The sequence below is a fragment of the Paenibacillus sp. Root52 genome (assembly GCF_001426865.1).
In the GTDB taxonomy this organism is placed as follows: Bacteria; Bacillota; Bacilli; order Paenibacillales; family Paenibacillaceae; genus Paenibacillus.
Map to the genome: position 1 here is coordinate 42,901 of NZ_LMFO01000033.1, position 18,170 is coordinate 61,070.

Genomic DNA, 18,170 nt, shown 5'->3' on the forward strand with positions numbered 1-18,170 from the left:
CATGCTAGAGCAACTGAAGGAAGAGGTATTCCAGGCCAATCTGGAACTGCCGAAGCACGGGTTGGTGAAATTCACTTGGGGTAACGTCAGCGCAGTTGATCGTGAAAGCGGTCTGTTCGTTATTAAACCAAGCGGAGTCGACTATGACAAAATGAAAGCTAGCGACATGGTTGTCGTCGATCTCGACGGTAACGTGGTTGAAGGGGAGATGAGACCTTCCTCGGATACCGCAACCCATGCCGTTCTATATAAGCATTACAAGGAAATTGGCGGTATCGTACACACGCACTCTACATGGGCAACCATCTGGGCGCAGGCAGGTCTGGACGTACCCGTCATGGGAACAACGCACGCCGATACGTTCTACGGAGCTGTACCATGTGCACGTTTCCTGAATCAGGATGAGGTTGACCGTGGATACGAAGCGGAGACAGGACGCGTCATTATTGAGACATTTGAACAGCGCGGACTGGATGTTATGGCGATTCCAGCTGTCCTGCTGCATGGTCATGCACCGTTCACATGGGGCAAAGACGCTAAATCGGCTGTCGTGAACAGCGTCGTACTAGAGGAAGTGTGCAAAATGAACCTGTACGCGCGCCAGTTGAATAGCTTTGCAAAGGAATTGCCACAGGGCATTCTGGATAAACACTATCTGCGGAAGCACGGCAAGGATGCGTACTACGGTCAGAAGTAAGCCTATTAAGAGGTCACAAGCTCATAGATTTAAATGCATTTTTACGAGAATGTAGTCGACAAAGGGAGATCTGAAGAAGCGAAGCTAATGCTTTCTGTAAGAAAGCTATTTCGGAAGGAACTGGGCTGGGATTGTTCTGGTTTATACAACCTGCACGACCCAAAGTTGCATAACTTTTTTACACCAATAACGAAGAGTGCAGAACCAATCTGTAGAAGCGGAGCGTTCGCCTTTATCCCCGGATTTTCCCCTTTGGAGAAGGGAATCAGAAAAATCTGGGGGTAACAGCGATCGAAAGATGGTACTGCAATCGGAGTGGCTAGGTGTAAACCCATTTAATCAACTATAAAAACAAAGAAAAGAGGATGATTACATGTCAGCAACAGTAGCGAAAGAATTCTGGTTTGTCGTAGGTTCACAGCACCTGTACGGAGAAGAAGCACTGGGTGAAGTTAAAGCGAATGCACAGAAGATTACGGATTCCCTTAACGCAAGCGGCGTGCTCCCATACCCACTCGTGTTGCAGGATCTGGCCGTAAGCGCAGATAAAATCACGAGCATTATGAAAGAAGTGAACTACCGTGACGAAGTAGCGGGTGTGATCACATGGATGCATACCTTCTCTCCAGCCAAAATGTGGATTCGTGGTACGAAATTGCTGCAAAAGCCGCTGCTTCACTTGGCTACCCAGTTCAATGAGAGCATTCCATGGGCTACCATCGATATGGACTTCATGAACTTGAACCAAGCGGCACACGGTGACCGGGAATATGGCTTCATCAATGCGCGTCTGAGAAAACAAAATAAAATCGTCGTTGGCTACTGGGAGCGCCCAGAAGTACAGCAACAAGTTGCCGATTGGATGGACGTAGCGGTAGCGTATAACGAAGGGTATAACCTCAAAGTTGCTCGTTTCGGTGACAACATGCGCAACGTAGGTGTAACGGAAGGCGATAAAGTAGAGGCGCAGATCCAGTTCGGATGGACAGTGGACTACTTCGGTATCGGTGATCTCGTTCAGTATGTGAATGCTGTAACTGAGCAAGAAATCGATGATCTTATTGCTCAATATGCAGAGTTGTATGAATTCGACTATGGTACGAACAGCAAGGAAGCATGGGAAGCAAGTGTGCGTGTGCAAGCAAGCTATGAAATTGCGATCAAACGTTTCTTGGACGAAGGTGGATATAGTGCCTTCACAACCAACTTCGAAGATCTGCATGGCATGAAGCAGCTTCCAGGTCTGGCAGTACAACGCCTGATGGCTCAAGGTTATGGATTCGCTGGTGAGGGTGACTGGAAAACAGCAGCACTCGACCGTTTGCTGAAAATCATGGCTCACAATGAAAACACAGGCTTCATGGAGGATTACACGTACGAGATGGCAGCTGGTCAAGAAGCAATCCTGCAATCTCACATGCTTGAAGTTGATCCAACACTCGCTAGCACTAAACCGAGAATTATCGTGTCACCACTGGGAATTGGCGATCGTGAAGATCCAGCACGTCTTGTATTCGACGGTAAAGCAGGCGAAGGCGTAGTTGTATCGATGGCTGACTTCGGTACCCACTACAAATTGCTGATCAATGAAGTGTCTGCATTCGAGCCGACAGTTCCAGCACCTAATCTGCCAGTAGCACGTGTGCTTTGGAGCGTTAAGCCAAACTTCCAAGACGGAGTGAAGGCATGGATCGAAAATGGTGGCGGTCACCATACGGTTGTATCCTTGAACCTGACAACAGACCAGATCATCACGTACGCGAAGCTCGTGAACCTGGATTACGTTGTTATTAAATAATGTGGTATTTATAAAATTATGAATTCATAATCGATCAACTATATTGGAGCCGGGGGTTAGCCTCGGCTCTTTATCATGCTATGACTTCGTTTAGTAGGTGGCTTAGGAGTGGTTTAGTGTTATGTTGAGAAATCTAGTTAATTTTTATTCCTCTACGGCTAAGAGCACTAGGATGAGTTTGCTATAATAGTTCCTAGAAGGTAGTTTACTTGGAATGATTCGTGAGAAAGGCACAATACAATCGGAACGGAGAGTTATTTTCGATGGAGGATATACAGGAGTTAGTCAATGCGATAGTTAATGACCCAATATTAAGTGAGAAAACATATACATATTTAATTTTAGGTACTCAAAATGCATTTACGAGTGGGTACTATCGCATGATAGAAGATCAGTATTTCTCGTATGACGGAGATATGACGATCCATTTATTTGATAAGTACATCAACAAGAATACGGACATTATGCAAGGAAAGGGTGTTCTCTGTATTAAGGTGAGCAAGGGCATCTTGATGGAGTATGGATTAGTAAATGACATGAATCCTGAAATTTATGACATGGATGCTTTGGAGTTAACTATGTATCAGAGATATGGTTTGAAACCTGTAGAAGAAGAGCGAAAGGAAGTTCTGCAACAATCGTTAAAGGCGGAGAAAGTGAAAGACACGTTAGTATTCGCATGTTACATGAATGACATGGAAAGAATCAGAACCTTAGCAGCTAATGCCAAGAAGTCCCATCTAGATAAAGTGCTTAAGAATCGTGGTACTTCATTGCAGTTTTGTAGTAGGCACAATAGTATAGAGGCGTTTCGGCTGTTAGCTGAGCAAGGGGCGACTGTAGGTAAACGTGCACTTACGCGGACACCTCTTGAAATTGCTTTTCAACATTCACAAGATATTGTGAATTATATTCAGTCTGATTTTCCAGAAGTTTATCAAAAAGAGGTGGGTAAAAAGGGATTCACTATTGCACGCCATTGTACTGATGAATATCTGTTAGAAGGCATTTTAAGGTCAGGCGGTGATGTGAATCAAGAGGGAAAGCCATTTCCGCCGCTCCATAATTTTGCTGATTATAATAATGTGGTCGCGATGCGATTTCTTTTAAATAACGGTGCTGATCAAGAAAGTAGAAACGATTGTAAGCAAACGGCGTTACATAGAGCTGTAAGTGCAGAAAATGCCGATGCTATCAAAGTGTTATTAGAATATGGTGTGGATCTATATGCTAAGGATCGAGATGGAATAACGCCTATAGATCTGGCTCAAGTATGTGTAGACCAAACAATCTTCAAAATGATGAGAGGTGCGCAACAAGCATAATTAGTTGGGTAACCATGAGAGTTATACCTTAATGAAGGAGGAAGGATATGCACACGAAAGAAAGTTTGTTGAAACAGCTGGAGCAACTCGGTATTGATAAACAGGGAACACTGCTTGTTCACTCTTCCATGAAAAGTATGGGAGAGGTGGAAGGTGGCGCTGATACTGTGTTGGATGCGCTGAGTGAATATATGAAGGATGGATTGCTCGTTTTGCCTACGCATACATGGTCTACCATTAACAAAAGTAATCCATTGTTCCACGTGGAAAATTATCCCTGTTGTGTAGGGATTCTACCAGAGCTGTTCCGCAAGCGTACTGACGTTGTACGATCCTGGCATCCTACACACTCTGTAGCTGCTTTAGGTAAGGACGCACGGGCGTTCACACAGGACGATCATCTCTACGATACGCCATGTGCGCGGGGCTCGGCATGGGGAAAATTGCTTGATCGCAAGGCAACAATATTGCTCGTGGGCGTGGATTTGAAACGAAATACGTTTATCCATGGTATTGAGGAGTGGGTCGACATTCCAGGCAGAATGACTGATGAACACGAGATGTTGTACACCGTTTTGCCAGATGGAACTAAAATCCCGGTGCCTTCCCGCAGACATTGCGGTTTATCTTGGTCAGAGCATTTCTGGAAAGTCGATGAGGTGCTTGTTCAAGAAGGTGCGATGCACAAAGGAGGCTTTGGCGATGCGGTCGCCAGCGTGTGTGATGCTGCCAGAACAACCGAGGTGCTGACGGAGATGTTGAGAGATAACCCGGATCTATTCTCGGACAATGAGCCTTTGTCACAAGGATAAATCCTTAATGAGGGAGGCTGACCACCGGATTTTGCGTGGGTAGTGGAAGTGCTTTGGTGAGCAGTGTTCAGATCTTTCCGAATTTCGAATCTTCGAGGATAAAGCAATGTAAGGGTGGCCGCTCTGCTGAACTGGGGCGGTTTTTCCGTGGAGCAGTCAGATTCATTCACAAAAGTGCAAAATAGATCAGCATTTCAATCAGAGGTTGGTCATACTTCCAACGAATGGGCTACTCACCCTATCTGTGGTGTGATAATATGTGGTTAATTTAACCAGAACGTAAATAGAATTATTTTAGAAGTATCCAATATAGATGTTAGCGAAGTCGTGAAGTTTGGCAACGTATGAGATGTAATTGAGGTGTATTTTAGATCTATTTGCTGAGTAACTGTGTAGTCATTGTCGCATCCAAGAAGGAGAAGGTTCGTGAACCCACTAGTATGGTATGATCTCTTGTTATTTGTCCTATTGTTTGGTGTAGGTGTGTATGTATTTGTTACCGCTAGAATTACGAACTTACATAAGGTGTATTTTCTGTTTCACGGGTTGATGATATTGTGGCCATTCTGTCAGTTTGCGATTACGTTAACGGATGATCCCGGCTTGCAATTGTTCTACGTTACGTTGTCTTTTGTCGCTGTCTCTCTATTAGGGAGTGGCTGGCTATTGTTGACGATTTTCATTACTGGCTACGCAGAGCGATTGAGTACCAAAGGGGCGTATCTGCTTTTTGTCCCAGCTTTAATTGGAGCAGTAGGTGTGGTTGCCAATCCATGGCATGAGTTTGTTATTCCACTAGAGGGCGGTTATATTGAGCGGGCATACGGGCCTTGGTTTTGGGTAGTGATGGCTATTCTGGTGAGCTATTTCTTAGCCTCCCTCGTCATTTTATTCCGCGCGCTATCTTCAGCTAAGACACCTACTATGATCAAAAATCAGGTAAGAATCACCCTCAGGGGTATTCTGGTGTTAGCTGTTTTTGCAACTATTGATGCTATTCTGAATGTGATCTTGAGTCCGTGGTTGCCGATCATTCCCGGAATGACCTCCCTCGGCATTTTCCTATCCGATCTGTTCTTCGTCTATGTTATCAAAAGGTATAACGTGTTCGATCTGGTCTCCATTGCCCATGAGGATGTGATTAACACGATTCCTTATGGCATCCTCGTTCTGGATGAGAATGAGATTATTGTTGAAGCGAACAAAGCTTCCAGGTCCTTTATGGATATGCATGTAGGGGATTCATTTGATATGGAGGCATTTCTATGTGGTGTTCGTGTAGAAGGCAATCACCAGAAGTTTCTGTATGAATATAGGGCGAAGAAAATCGTTCTATCGCAGCTAGAGGTGATTGTAGAGGGGAATAACCAGGCAAACCATTTTATTATGCAATCGTCCCCAATTGTTGATTCGATGCTTGTGCCCATCGGTCATATTTTAACTTTTCAGGATGTCTCGCAGGAGCGCTATTATGTGAAAGAGTTGAATTGGCAGTATGAGACACTTCGGGAGCGTAATCATTCGCTGGATCTGATCCGTCAGGAGTTGTCCGAGGCCAATCGTAAGCTGGAAGAACTGGTGCTGACCGACAGCCTGACGCAGTGCTACAACCGTCGATACCTGACCCAGCATCTGAATCATGAGGTTATTACTAACATTCAGTACCGGACGCCATTCTCTCTACTACTGCTCGACATCGATCATTTTAAGGCGATTAACGATCACTATGGGCATGTGATTGGGGATGAAGTGCTCGTGCGCACGGCAGAGGCCGTTAGACAATCGATTCGGAGTACGGATATCCTAACCCGCTATGGTGGAGAGGAATTCATGATCTATCTTCCGCACACCGAACATGACTTAGCGAATGTTATTGCTGAACGCGTAAGACTCGCGGTGGAGTCCAATCTAGTCATGGTGGATCATGGGACTGAACAGGTGTCTACAACGATTAGTATCGGTATTCTGTCGATTGAGGATTTTGCCTATGCGCATGTACCAGAGAATGCAGAGGGGTATCTGACGCAGCTCTTTGCTGCGGTAGATAAGGCGTTGTATCAGGCGAAACAGAATGGGCGGAACCGGGTGGAGTTTGGGGTGTTAGAGCGGGGAGTGGTATAGGAAAGAAGATATGTAAAAGACAAATGACAGAAGGCATTGTTAATACTTTGCCGATGTTTCAAAACTATAGGCTATTTTTGAGGCTGCCTATGATGATATTAGATCGTAGACAGCCTTTTGTTTTTCTCATGTACTAAATAGGTAATCTTGTCCTTCCCTATGACGGATTTAAAACAAGAGCCATACGTGTTACTAAAAAGCTTGATTATTTAATTAAATTGTTGGATAAACTCAGTAAAATTATTTGCCACATTATATACCGAAGGTTCTGAAGAAGATATCGTTTCTACATACACAATAGACGGTTGCCTAGTGTCATTGAAGTTGAAACAAAATAAGTTACTCTCTTTATCCATAGCAAAAGGAAAATGTTTAGGGGGAAGATTACCCTTTTGCTCATTATATACATCCAAAATATCAAGTTCATCAAATGCGATAAAGGTTAAAAAGTAAGAAAGCACCACTTCTTTTTCACTAATATTTAGCGTCGGCTCGGTAGGCTCTCGACCGTGGTAATCTTGTATAAAACTGATATATTCCGAAGGGAATCGAATCCCCCACTTCCTCTCAACGATCCTTACTGTATTAATATTAACGGGAGGATAATCTGTACTCCAATTATTATTATCTGACAATTGTTTCACTCCTTTTAAATAGATAACGATAACTTTGATTCTATTTATTCCAGTTTATATCATCATCTGACCAGTATGCGCTCCAAATGGGGTCGTCTACCTGACTTATCTGGATAATTTCCCCGCTATCGTTTCTTCTGACAACGTAATCCCCATCTTGATGATAAAATACAGTAACAGGTGCATTATTTTGTCCTTTTCTCTGGTCAATCCCTCTTTTAATTGAAAAGGGTGGAGCTATTAGAAGGCAACATGGCGAAATTATCACAGGAGGGTATGCATTTCCTTTGGCAACTGCTGAATATATGTCCGAACAGGAACCAATCGATATAAGTGATGCAGGTTTAAGAGCTTGGGCTAATCAGTAAAGAAGAGGGGGGTATCCATGGGCAGAGCATCTAAGGTTTTGTTGATCTTTATTTTCTTGTTGTTCTCGAGTGCGTGCGGTATTCCAAGTTCAGAGGATCAGTCTGTTCAGGGAACGGTAAAAGATATTGACCAAGTAAACAATAGAATTCTTGTCATTAGTGATCTAGCAACAGACGATCTTGAGGAAGATACTATTTAATTAATACAATCCAACAAATATAGCGAAGGATATTGGGTTAGTGGTGTTAATCTGTCTGAATTTAATGTCGGTGATGAGATAGACATAGCCTATGAAACTCTAGAGACATCGTATCCAGGGATCCTCACTGCTAAGAAGTATACTAAGTTGTAGATGAGTGAAACCAAGGATTGTATAAATGTATTCATGCATAAGAAGAGTGCTGTCTAGACTGAATTAGTACCCACTCTTCTTTCTTTTTGGCCAAGAAACCTAAATGTAGTTTCACAGAATCTTAAAAGTTCAATACTTCAAACTTCCCCTTTTGAACCTTTGTAGAGAAAGGCGGCTATGGAGCAGATTCTAGGTATCGTGTGAGGAGCGGGCAAGTAAAAGAGATGTCTACTGAAATGTTAGAGGTTGCCTAGAAGTAGTTATATGCATATAGAACCATAGCACTGATGAGGATCAGAGTTTATATTACTACCTTGGTAAAATCGGGATTTTAGCTGGATGTTCTACATACTCTGCTTCTGATAACATAGGATAATCCTACTTTATATGGGCGGAGAAGCGTATGAATACAATCAAAGTTACCCCTGAGCAACTACATTACGTATCCAATCAGGTGGATCAAGCCAGACAACAACTGGAAAGTATACGAGGTGAACTGACACGACAGATCATGTTCATTCGTATGATGTGGACGGGCGCGACACAGGAGCAGTTTTACTATGAGTTTGAACGATCAAGCTCTACACTGGACAGAGCCCTAGACAGAATGGTTCAGACCTCCAAGGAATTAAAGGATATTGCAACGCGTTTTGAGGATGCAGATGCTCAGAATGTGAGTCTAGGTGGTACAGCCGGAGTTTTAGGTGCGGCAGCTATGATGAGCAATTCAAGTGGTACTGGTTCAGATGATAAGGGCTACCGGATGGCACAGGTTAATATGTATGGGAAGTTGATGTGGTTGCCTGTCAATGAGAACGGTGTTGCAGATCAGGCTTCTCTTCAGGCGTATCAGAAGGATCAGGGGCACTTGGATTTTAATCAAATGCAAGCTGTTCATGTTGAACCACCTGGGGAAGATATTTATGCACTTCAAATTGAGGCCTTTGAACTGGGGATTAATCCATTTTCGGGTGAGCCTGTTTCAGAGAATTATGCACAGCTTATGGTTGCTTCTCTGAAAGTAAGTCAGATATTCATGGGAATTCAAATGGTTCGTGGAAGTATCCCTGGTGGCAAAGGAAAGTATCGATTGCCTTCAAATAGTAAAGTTGTAATGGATATGAAGAAGAATATAGAGGCTGCCAAGGCGAAGAGAGAAAACCGTTTAAAGAAGCCCTCAGCTGGTGTAACTGATGAAGCCGAAGGTACTCGTTTAGGCAAGTATATAACTGACCCAGTTAAAATGAGACAATATATAATACCTCCAGAAGATGAATTTCAAGCTTTTATTGAGAGAAAATACATTGATATAAGGAAGATAGGCCTAGATGATGTAGAAACAGTATCCAAAAACACAGGACTGACACAAACGGAAGTTTCAGCAATGAAAAAACACTTGTTTTTGACTGTTCACGATTTATCTGTAGAGGGTAAGCCTTATAAAAAGTTATACATGCAGGGAGATCAAGATATCGCTTTCGGTTGGCAGCAGGCACAGGTAAGAGAACTGACTAAAGCAGAAAAGGACTGGTTTAGGCAAACTGCGAATCATGAATTAAAAGAAAGCGATATAATGGAATTCGGTGTTAGGAACAGTAAGGGAGAAATTATTTCTGATCCTTTGCCTTTAAGAGATAAATCTACGTGGGACTCTGACAATAAGACATTTAAAGTTGTACCCTCAAAGAATGCACATGATAAGGCCGATGAAACTGACCCGAATCCTCAACCATTTCCAGAATATGATCCTGGAAATGATGTCAGAAAGCATCTTTTTGATGATCCAGATAAATATTGAACTTGAGGTGGACTATAATGAACTTACAAAAAGCAATAGAAAGAATTAATAATATAAACTGGGGGCGGGTAGGGAGCAACTCTTCAGAAGTAGTGGCTGATCTAGCACGCGAATATTTAAGAAGATTAGCTCTTTTTTACAAGGGAAACTCCACTACACCGGTACCTCCTTTTATAGCTAACATTGCCACTGTTTTGGGAGACGCGGAAGAAGTGAAAATTTCCGATTATTGCAACGTAGAAGCAATGGGGGCGCATGGCACTAATATTTACGTCTATAAAGTATTTGAACACTATGTACAATTAGCTAAGCTTGCTGATAAGAATCAAGCATATACACAATATCTAAGTGTATATGAACCATTCATACAAATTTTTGAAAAAGAGGGATTGGTCATACTTAAACCAAGAGAACTGAATGTAGTAGGGAGCGCTCATATTCCGTTAAATAGTTGGTATGATAAATTCCTTGAGATGAAACCGCTAGATTTAGAAGGGTTGAACACTTAGGAAATATTGTGGAGGTAATCCATGAATACTTTTTCCAAAGGTATAGCAAGAATTAATAACACAAACTAGAGCAAGTGTTAGTAGAGGAGTGACAAAAGAAGCGTAACATTGCCAGCTCCTCCGGAGGGAATAGTATCGACTTATCATTATACCTATTTTATAAAAATGACACTGAACAAGTAGCAGAATTACTGTTGAGTTCTCTGAAAGAATTCTCTCAGGAGACTCATATGAAATACAAAGAGGCTTATTACTCAATTACGAACCCTAATTTCTCGGCAAATGTACAAGACGATGATGAATTAGTAAGTTTTACGAGAGAAGAGCTTAATTTAAATATTAACTACTGTATCACTATTTCTGTTTTTTCACGTTCACCTGAAGAGGGGTTACAAGTCCTATTTCAAGCGATCAATACTCTAAAAGAAAGTTTAGATGAGGATATGGCACTGACTTATAGTGAATCTGGCGTAATCTTTCTCCGAGCTAACGGTCAACTTATCATTAATTCGCATTGCAGGGAGAACCCGGATATCTATGATTGGCCTTATGAATTACTAGATGGAGATTTTATTGAGAAGGATATGGCAGGGTTGATTTGAGAATTTACAAAAGGTTCTGCCCGATACCTTCATTACTGAAGACACGGTACTTCATATATTCTAAATCTGAATCTAGTTTTGGCTGAGCGTTAATAGGCTCCTTTTAACTACCCCTCAACCCCTCTATATGTAACAAAAAACATGAAGAATCCGCTCTCATTAGAGAGACGGATTTTTTGGCATTTCGTCACCAAACTATCGCTTGTCAAAACGTAATCATTACGATATGATAATACTCATTGTTTACAAATCATAATGATTACGATTAAGAGAGAGGGGCATTACCTTGAATATAAAGTCACCCTTGCTGGTGCTAGTCTCCCTGGCCTTGGGCGCTGGATTGTTGAGCGCTTGTGGATCATCTGAGTCCAGTCCTGCTGCACAGTCATCATCCACCGACAAAAACGTACACTTCCTATATAACTTCTCTACCCGTTCACTGGATCCTCATGTGGACTCAAGCTATGTACCGCTTCGCGCGGGTATTACGGAGACGCTGGTGCGTCTGGATGAAGAGAATCTGACAGTTGCACCATGGCTCGCGGAGAGCTGGGAGAGTGAAGATGGTCAGCACTGGACGATTGACCTGCGAGATGATGTGACGTTCCAGAATGGTAAGCCAATGACGGGGGAAGCAGTGAAAGCCTCGCTCGAACGCGCGTTAGAAGAAAATGTAGCCATTCAGAATGCGCTCAAGATCGACACGATTGAAGCTGAAGGCGACAAACTGGAGATCACGACAACACAGCCATTTCCGGAGTTTGCTTCCGAGCTAGTGAATCCAAACACGGCCATTATTGATGTAAGTGAGCCGGACATTGTGAACAAGCCGATGGGTACAGGCCCATTTAAACTCACTTCCTTTACGCCAGGCAGTAAGCTGGAGCTGGATCGTTACGATGCGTATTGGGACGGAGCTTCACCGCTCGACTCCGTGACATTCTCATTTAATGAAGATGCGAATGCCCGCTCTCTTGCACTGAAGTCTGGACAGGTTGATATCGTATATCGCCCAGAGGTGGAGAGTCTTGATTCACTGCAAACGTTAGACGGTATGAAGGTTGAATCCACCTCGACGTTCCGTGTGCATCAGATGACGATGAACATGCAGCGGGAGAGCATCAAGGATCTGAATGTACGCCGTGCGCTAGATGCACTTATTGACCGTCAGGGTATCGTGGACACGATCCTGTTAGGTTACGGTGAACCTGCGGTTGGCCCATTCTTACCATCACTGCCGTTCGCACCAACCTACACGGACGCAACAACAGAGTCTGGAGCGGATGTTGCTGTTAAATATCTGGGCGAAGCGGGCTACACGCTGCAGAATGGCGTGATGAGCAAAGACGGCAAACCGTTGCAACTTACGCTATTAACGTACTCTGCTCGTGCAGATCTACCATTGATTGCTCAAGTGTTCCAATCCGATGCGAAGAAGATTGGCATTGACGTTCAGATTCGCCAGATCGATACACCTGAGGATTATATGGCGTCCAACCGTGATTGGGATATCGCTACGTATAGTAATTTAACCGCTCCGCGTGGAGATGCCGGTTACTACCTGAATGCTACATACCATCCGAAGGGTGCGCTTAACTTTAGTGGATCGGAAGAGCCGGAACTGACGAAGATCATCGATGAGCTAAATCTCACAGTTGCACCGGAGAAGCGCGCCGAGCTTGCCGAGCAAGCGGCAAATTATGTGCATGATAATGTGCTGAACTCATTTGTACTGCATCCAGCAACGATTGTGGCATATAACGGCAAGAAGATTAAGAACTGGGTCACAACACGCAGTGAGTATTACATGATTACCAATAAGCTGGATGTGATGTAATGTTTCGCATTGTCCTGCGAAAGTTTCTAGAGGTATTCATCTTCCTACTGTTCATCATGTTTGTGAGTTTTCTCTTCATCCGCCTTGCACCCGGTGACCCGGTACTGACGATCCTGAATGTGGATGAACTATCCGTCAGTCAGGAGCAGGTCGAAGCGATGCGAGAGGAAATGGGCTTCAATGACTCCCTTCCCGTGCAGTTTGGTAACTGGCTGCTTGATTTCGTTAGGCTCGACTTCGGTGTATCCTACTCCACAGGTCAACCGGTGATGCAGACGTTAATGCGTGCACTCCCGGCTACAGCGGAGCTGACCATTGGTGCGTTGCTGGTGATGCTGCTGATCGCCATTCCGCTTGGCTCTCTGTCAGCACTGCATCGGGGTCGCTGGATTGATCAGCTCAGCCGTATGCTGTCCATCGTTGGCGCAGCGGTACCTAGCTTCTGGCTGGGCTTGATCCTGATTGACATGTTCGGCGTACGCTTTGGCAGTCTGCCAACGATGGGTCGAGATGGATTCACCTCTCTGATTCTACCTTCTCTGACGCTGGGACTTGCAATCTCCAGCGTCTATGTGCGTCTTTTGCGCTCCAGTTTGCTGGACTCGCTTAGCCAAGAATTTGTGCGTTCTGCTCGGGCAAGAGGGTTATCCGAAGCCCGGATTTTCCTGCTTCATGCGTTCCGGCACAGCTTGCCGCCGGTCATTACCGTGTTTGGCGTCAGCCTAGGCAGCTTGATTGGCGGGGTTGTGGTTATTGAAGTGTTGTTCGCTTATCCAGGCATCGGTAAGCTGGTGGTGGATGCGATTCGTCAGCGGGACTATCCGCTGATTCAAGGTTATATTTTGATCATGGCGATCGTGGTATTCGTTGTGAATACATTCGTTGACTTATCTTACCGTTATTTGAATCCTGAAATGAAACTCAAGGAAAAGGAGGCCCTTCGATGAAAACGATATCCCTACGTAATTCAGTCACTAAATCCAAAAAGCACAGCTGGCAGGCGATTATCGGCCTATTATTTGTGTTGCTGGTCATCGCGGCCTCCTTGTATGCCTTTTTAGTTCTTAAACATGATCATACCCTCACCGATTTACGAGGACGATTGCAAGGTGCTAGCACGCTCCATCCGCTCGGTACAGATCACCTTGGGCGCGATGTGTTGACCCGCCTGCTGCTTGGTGGCAGCCAGACACTTGGGTATAGCCTGCTTGCTCTTGGTGCAGCGTTGCTAATTGGTATTCCCTTTGGTCTAATCGCTGGCTACAAACGCGGCTGGATTGATAAGCTGTTCATGCGAATTGCGGATGCTTTCCTCGCCTTTCCGGACACGATCGTTGCGATTGTATTGAGCGGACTGCTGGGTGCGGGCATCGGCAATCTGGTACTGGCCATTGTTATCGTAAAATGGGTTAGCTACGCACGCCTTGTTCGGAGTACCGTTCTATCAGAATCGCAGAAGGATTATATCCGTGTAGCAAAAACCAATGGTCTATCGGATGGACGCATCATGAGGAGGCATCTGCTTCCGCATATCGCAGGTCATGTCCTTGTACTGGCTAGTCTGGATCTGGGCAAAATCATCCTGCTTATCTCTTCCTTGTCCTATATCGGACTTGGTGCACAGCCGCCAACACCTGAATGGGGTGCAATGCTGAACGACTCACGTCCTTACTTCCAATCCCGACCTGAGTTGATGGTTTATCCGGGACTTGCGATCGTATCGATTGTATTGCTCGCGAACATGCTGGGCGACTATCTAAGAGATCGGTTCGATGTGAAAAAGGAGGTGCAGTCATGATTCTCTCCATTGAGGATTTAAGCATCTCCAGTCGAGATCGTACCATCGTGAACAACGTCTCCCTTGCTGTTCGCGAAGGGGAATTCATGGCTCTGGTTGGACAGAGCGGTAGTGGCAAAAGCCTGCTCTCGCAGGCCATTGGTCAGCTCCTGCCGCCCAACCTTCACGCATCAGGGCGTATTCTGTTCGAAGGCAGCAATCTGCTTGAACAGAAGCCGAAGCAGATGCGCGCCCTGCGGGGAAGCCGCATCTCTTACATTTTCCAGGATTATCAGGGGGCATTTACGCCCTTTCGCAGCATTGGTGGGCACTTCGATGAATACCAGAAGGTGCATGGGGAGAAGTCTTCTGCTGTCCGCAAGAAACGTGCGGAAGAGGCACTGCAATCGGTGGGTCTGGATGCAAAGTTGCTTCGCCGTTACCCATTCCAACTGAGCGGTGGTCAGCTTCAGCGAGCATCCATAGCAACATCGCTGATGTTATCCCCTCGGCTGCTGATCGCAGACGAAGCAACAACAGCGCTGGACAGCGTGTCTGGACATCGCGTGCTGGAGTTGCTTGCACGCAAACAGGAAGAGACAGGCTGTGCCATTCTGTTCATCACGCATGATTGGCGTCACGTTCGCCGTTATGCGAATCGCTTGGCGGTCATGAAGGAAGGACAGATCGTTGAGTCAGGTGGTAAGCATCGTATTCTTGATCATCCCCAGCATGAATATACACGTAAGCTGATTGAGGCGGCTCCCGTCCTGAGTCGCTCGTTGAAGTCAGGCTTGAAGGAGGCTGGAGTGGAATGAGTAACGATCCCGTACTTCGTGTGGAAGACCTCAGCCGCACATATGCTGGCGCAGAACGTCCAGCAATCCAGAACGTTTCCTTTTCAATACAAGCGGGTGAATGCCTGGGTCTTGTTGGTGAGAGTGGATGTGGTAAAAGCACACTTGCCCGCTGTCTACTCCGGATAGAAGACGCAGATCATGGCAAGATTCTGCTTGGTGGGCAGGACATTGCTCGGCTAGCTGGACGCCGCTTGCGCCCCTATCGTCGCAATATTCAGATCGTATTCCAGAATCCATCTGCAGCTCTAAATCCGAAGCTCAGAATTGCAGATTCATTAATAGATCCTTATGAGCAGCTGGGTCATAATACCAAGCTGTCCCATTTCACTTATACATCCAAAGAAGCTTATATCCGCCGCTTGCTTGAGGCTGTTGAGCTTCCGGGAGAGCTGGCAGAACGCTATCCGCATGAACTGAGTGGAGGTCAGCGTCAGCGTGTAACGATTGCACGATCCATCAGCATTGAGCCTGACGTCGTTGTACTGGATGAGCCGACAGCGAGTCTAGATGTCATCTCGCAAGGTGCCATTCTCCAATTGCTGACCGATCTGCGCACCTCACTGGGGTTATCTTATCTGTTCATCTCACATGATCTGGCTGCTGTACACCGAATGAGTCAGCAGGTGATGGTCATGCAGGATGGTCAGATCGTGGATCGGTTCGACGCAGATGCGTTGTTCGCCGAGGAACGCCATCCGTATACGAAAGAACTAATTTCGATCTTCTGAATAGAATAGATAGTCTAATGGGAATGAGCTGTATGGTTGGATGAGCCGCTTTATGAAGTTTATAAAGTGGCTTTTTACGCATTCTTTTTCAATCAATGGGTCTGCGAACATCCCTGATTAGGGATAATGAATAGCGATGAACAAATAAATCTTTCAGCCCTATAACCGGGCTAACCATTGCACGCAAACTAGCGTATACTGAGGGAATAGCAAATATCTTGAAATTGCATATTTAAATTGCTCTATATTATTGATACACTAGATCAAGGTTATATTCATACAACAGAAGGTGCGATCCCGTTCAAAAATGGGCTTGCTGCAATGCCAAATCGATAACGCTTACATCCTTTTGGCAAATATAGGATATAAGGACGGTAAACATGAGCCAGGGACAAACGAGTACAGATGTTATCTTGATTGGTGCCGGAATTATGAGTGCAACTTTGGGAACTTTGCTGAAAGAATTGGCACCAGACTGGAATATCAAAGTTTTTGAGAAGCTTGCCAGTGCAGGGGAAGAGAGCTCTAACGAATGGAATAATGCCGGAACTGGGCATTCTGCGCTCTGCGAACTTAACTATACCGTAGAACGACCAGACAAATCCGTGGATATAAGCAAAGCTATCAAGGTGAATGAACAATTTCAAATCTCAAGGCAATTTTGGTCCTATCTCGTCAACAGCAATCTGATTCGTAATCCGCGGGACTTCATTATGCCGCTGCCTCATCTAAGTTACGTACATGGGGAGAACAATGTCCAATTTTTGAAACGACGCTTTGATGCGTTATCGAACCACCCTTTATTTGAAGGCATGGAGTTTTCGGATAATAAAGAAACATTGGCGGAATGGATTCCGCTGATGATGAAGAATCGAACTAGCAATGATCCGATTGCAGCGACCAAGATTGACTCTGGCACGGATGTTAACTTTGGTGCTTTAACGCGTATGCTGATCGATCATTTGAAAAATCAAAATGTAGATATCCGCTATCAACACAGCGTGAAAAATATGAAACGTACAAGTAACGGAGCATGGGAAGTTACTGTGAAAAATGTAAGAAGTGGTGCAACCGAGCGTCATACCGCCAAATTCGTATTTATTGGTGCCGGTGGCGGTAGCTTGCATTTGTTACAAAAAACCGGTATTCCAGAAGGTAAACACATCGGTGGGTTCCCGGTGAGTGGTCTCTTCATGGTCTGCAAAAATCCGGAGATCGTGAATCAGCATCATGCCAAAGTGTATGGCAAGGCTTCGGTCGGAGCTCCGCCTATGTCGGTTCCGCATCTGGATACCCGATATATCGACAACGAGAAGTCGCTGTTATTTGGGCCATTTGCCGGGTTCTCGCCGAAGTTCCTGAAGACCGGTTCGAATGCTGACTTGATCACATCCGTGAAGACGCATAACCTCTTAACGATGCTCGCAGCAGGTGTCAAAGAAATCTCATTAACCAAGTACTTAATCCAACAGCTCATGTTATCTAAGGAGCAGCGCATGGAGGAATTACGAGATTTTGTCCCAGGTGCCAAAAGCGAGGATTGGGATATGGTCTGGGCTGGACAGCGTGTGCAAGTTATTAAAGACACCGTTCAAGGTGGCAAAGGAACACTTCAATTCGGTACAGAGGTGGTTACAGCTGCGGACGGCTCGATTGCGGCATTGCTTGGTGCTTCGCCGGGAGCCTCTACCGCTGTTCACGTTATGTTAGAGATTCTTGCCAAATGCTTCCCGCAACATATAACGGATTGGGAGCCGAAGATCAAAGAGATGATTCCTTCTTATGGTGTGTCACTCGTGGAGAACATAGATCTGCTACAGGAGATCCATTCGGCCACTTCGAAGGCATTGGGTCTATCCGATGAGAAGTTAGCTCTTCTCGTATAGAAATGAAGCACGAACGATTATATTTAGGCTGACAGACATCCTCAAAACGTAATACAGTGTTCTG

Annotated in this window: 17 protein-coding genes; 15 read left to right on the plus strand and 2 right to left on the minus strand. The window is 45.0% G+C overall.

All coding sequences use genetic code 11. The features are described 5' to 3' along the window. Position 1: 1 nt before the first annotated feature. The 5 genes from ASD24_RS27630 to ASD24_RS27655 all read left to right on the plus strand — a co-directional run bounded on the left by ASD24_RS27630 (position 2) and on the right by ASD24_RS27655 (position 6,753). Positions 2–697: an L-ribulose-5-phosphate 4-epimerase gene (locus ASD24_RS27630; protein WP_056702997.1), complete on the plus strand. Its 696-nt coding sequence runs from the start codon at positions 2–4 to the stop codon at positions 695–697. Positions 698–1,070: 373 nt separating this feature from the next. Continuing rightward, complete coding sequence (araA, locus tag ASD24_RS27640) at positions 1,071–2,495, plus strand: L-arabinose isomerase (protein ID WP_056703002.1); 1,425 nt, start codon at positions 1,071–1,073, stop codon at positions 2,493–2,495. 263 nt (positions 2,496–2,758) lie between these two features. Beyond that, positions 2,759–3,820, plus strand: a complete 1,062-nt coding sequence (locus tag ASD24_RS27645) for an ankyrin repeat domain-containing protein (RefSeq protein WP_056703005.1) — start codon at positions 2,759–2,761, stop codon at positions 3,818–3,820. A 47-nt stretch (positions 3,821–3,867) separates the two neighbouring features. Further along, positions 3,868–4,632: an AAC(3) family N-acetyltransferase gene (locus ASD24_RS27650; protein WP_056703009.1), complete on the plus strand. Its 765-nt coding sequence runs from the start codon at positions 3,868–3,870 to the stop codon at positions 4,630–4,632. A gap of 426 nt (positions 4,633–5,058) precedes the next feature. Further along, complete coding sequence (locus ASD24_RS27655; RefSeq protein ID WP_056703012.1) at positions 5,059–6,753, plus strand: histidine kinase N-terminal 7TM domain-containing diguanylate cyclase; 1,695 nt, start codon at positions 5,059–5,061, stop codon at positions 6,751–6,753. Positions 6,754–6,962: 209 nt separating this feature from the next. On the opposite strand, the gene ASD24_RS27660 is transcribed toward ASD24_RS27655, so the two are convergent. Both ASD24_RS27660 and ASD24_RS31560 read right to left on the minus strand, forming a co-directional pair. Further along, positions 6,963–7,388 carry an SMI1/KNR4 family protein gene (locus ASD24_RS27660; RefSeq protein WP_056703015.1) on the minus strand — a complete coding sequence of 142 codons (426 nt, stop codon included), beginning with the start codon at positions 7,386–7,388 and terminating at the stop codon, positions 6,963–6,965. A 40-nt stretch (positions 7,389–7,428) separates the two neighbouring features. Further along, entirely contained in the window at positions 7,429–7,656 is a 228-nt protein-coding gene (locus tag ASD24_RS31560) for a colicin E5-related ribonuclease (RefSeq protein WP_162248980.1), read from the minus strand. Positions 7,657–7,773: 117 nt separating this feature from the next. Here ASD24_RS31560 and ASD24_RS27665 point away from each other — a divergent pair, with 117 nt between their 5' ends. The 10 genes from ASD24_RS27665 to ASD24_RS27710 all read left to right on the plus strand — a co-directional run bounded on the left by ASD24_RS27665 (position 7,774) and on the right by ASD24_RS27710 (position 18,106). Then, positions 7,774–7,956, plus strand: a complete 183-nt coding sequence (locus ASD24_RS27665) for a hypothetical protein (RefSeq protein ID WP_056703017.1) — start codon at positions 7,774–7,776, stop codon at positions 7,954–7,956. Positions 7,957–8,512: 556 nt separating this feature from the next. Then, a complete protein-coding gene (locus ASD24_RS27670; RefSeq protein ID WP_056703020.1) occupies positions 8,513–9,907 on the plus strand; it encodes a WXG100 family type VII secretion target in 1,395 nt (464 codons plus the stop codon). A 17-nt stretch (positions 9,908–9,924) separates the two neighbouring features. Then, entirely contained in the window at positions 9,925–10,416 is a 492-nt protein-coding gene (locus ASD24_RS27675) for a hypothetical protein (protein WP_056703024.1), read from the plus strand. Between the two features lie 230 nt (positions 10,417–10,646). Further along, positions 10,647–11,018: a hypothetical protein gene (locus ASD24_RS27680; RefSeq protein ID WP_056703028.1), complete on the plus strand. Its 372-nt coding sequence runs from the start codon at positions 10,647–10,649 to the stop codon at positions 11,016–11,018. Between the two features lie 286 nt (positions 11,019–11,304). After that, on the plus strand, positions 11,305–12,855 hold the full coding sequence (gene nikA / locus ASD24_RS27685) for a nickel ABC transporter substrate-binding protein (RefSeq protein WP_056703030.1): 1,551 nt from the start codon (positions 11,305–11,307) through the stop codon (positions 12,853–12,855). Beyond that, a complete protein-coding gene (gene nikB / locus ASD24_RS27690; RefSeq protein WP_056703033.1) occupies positions 12,855–13,802 on the plus strand; it encodes a nickel ABC transporter permease in 948 nt (315 codons plus the stop codon). The genes nikA and nikB overlap by 1 nt, the downstream gene beginning before the upstream one ends. Then, on the plus strand, positions 13,799–14,653 hold the full coding sequence (nikC, locus tag ASD24_RS27695) for a nickel transporter permease (protein ID WP_056703035.1): 855 nt from the start codon (positions 13,799–13,801) through the stop codon (positions 14,651–14,653). The genes nikB and nikC overlap by 4 nt, the downstream gene beginning before the upstream one ends. Next, complete coding sequence (locus tag ASD24_RS27700) at positions 14,650–15,450, plus strand: ABC transporter ATP-binding protein (RefSeq protein WP_056703038.1); 801 nt, start codon at positions 14,650–14,652, stop codon at positions 15,448–15,450. Before nikC ends, ASD24_RS27700 begins: the two co-directional genes overlap by 4 nt. Continuing rightward, positions 15,447–16,220 carry an ABC transporter ATP-binding protein gene (locus tag ASD24_RS27705; protein WP_056703040.1) on the plus strand — a complete coding sequence of 258 codons (774 nt, stop codon included), beginning with the start codon at positions 15,447–15,449 and terminating at the stop codon, positions 16,218–16,220. Before ASD24_RS27700 ends, ASD24_RS27705 begins: the two co-directional genes overlap by 4 nt. A gap of 380 nt (positions 16,221–16,600) precedes the next feature. Then, positions 16,601–18,106, plus strand: a complete 1,506-nt coding sequence (locus ASD24_RS27710; protein ID WP_056703043.1) for a malate:quinone oxidoreductase — start codon at positions 16,601–16,603, stop codon at positions 18,104–18,106. Positions 18,107–18,170 lie beyond the last annotated feature (64 nt).

Coding starts and splice junctions, on each gene's coding strand:
- ASD24_RS27630 (WP_056702997.1), top strand. CDS start 2: ATGCTAGAGCAACTGAAGGAAGAGGTATTCCAGGCCAATCTGGAACTG.
- araA (WP_056703002.1), top strand. CDS start 1,071: ATGTCAGCAACAGTAGCGAAAGAATTCTGGTTTGTCGTAGGTTCACAG.
- ASD24_RS27645 (WP_056703005.1), top strand. CDS start 2,759: ATGGAGGATATACAGGAGTTAGTCAATGCGATAGTTAATGACCCAATA.
- ASD24_RS27650 (WP_056703009.1), top strand. CDS start 3,868: ATGCACACGAAAGAAAGTTTGTTGAAACAGCTGGAGCAACTCGGTATT.
- ASD24_RS27665 (WP_056703017.1), top strand. CDS start 7,774: ATGGGCAGAGCATCTAAGGTTTTGTTGATCTTTATTTTCTTGTTGTTC.
- ASD24_RS27670 (WP_056703020.1), top strand. CDS start 8,513: ATGAATACAATCAAAGTTACCCCTGAGCAACTACATTACGTATCCAAT.
- ASD24_RS27675 (WP_056703024.1), top strand. CDS start 9,925: ATGAACTTACAAAAAGCAATAGAAAGAATTAATAATATAAACTGGGGG.
- ASD24_RS27680 (WP_056703028.1), top strand. CDS start 10,647: ATGAAATACAAAGAGGCTTATTACTCAATTACGAACCCTAATTTCTCG.
- nikB (WP_056703033.1), top strand. CDS start 12,855: ATGTTTCGCATTGTCCTGCGAAAGTTTCTAGAGGTATTCATCTTCCTA.
- nikC (WP_056703035.1), top strand. CDS start 13,799: ATGAAAACGATATCCCTACGTAATTCAGTCACTAAATCCAAAAAGCAC.
- ASD24_RS27700 (WP_056703038.1), top strand. CDS start 14,650: ATGATTCTCTCCATTGAGGATTTAAGCATCTCCAGTCGAGATCGTACC.
- ASD24_RS27705 (WP_056703040.1), top strand. CDS start 15,447: ATGAGTAACGATCCCGTACTTCGTGTGGAAGACCTCAGCCGCACATAT.
- ASD24_RS27710 (WP_056703043.1), top strand. CDS start 16,601: ATGAGCCAGGGACAAACGAGTACAGATGTTATCTTGATTGGTGCCGGA.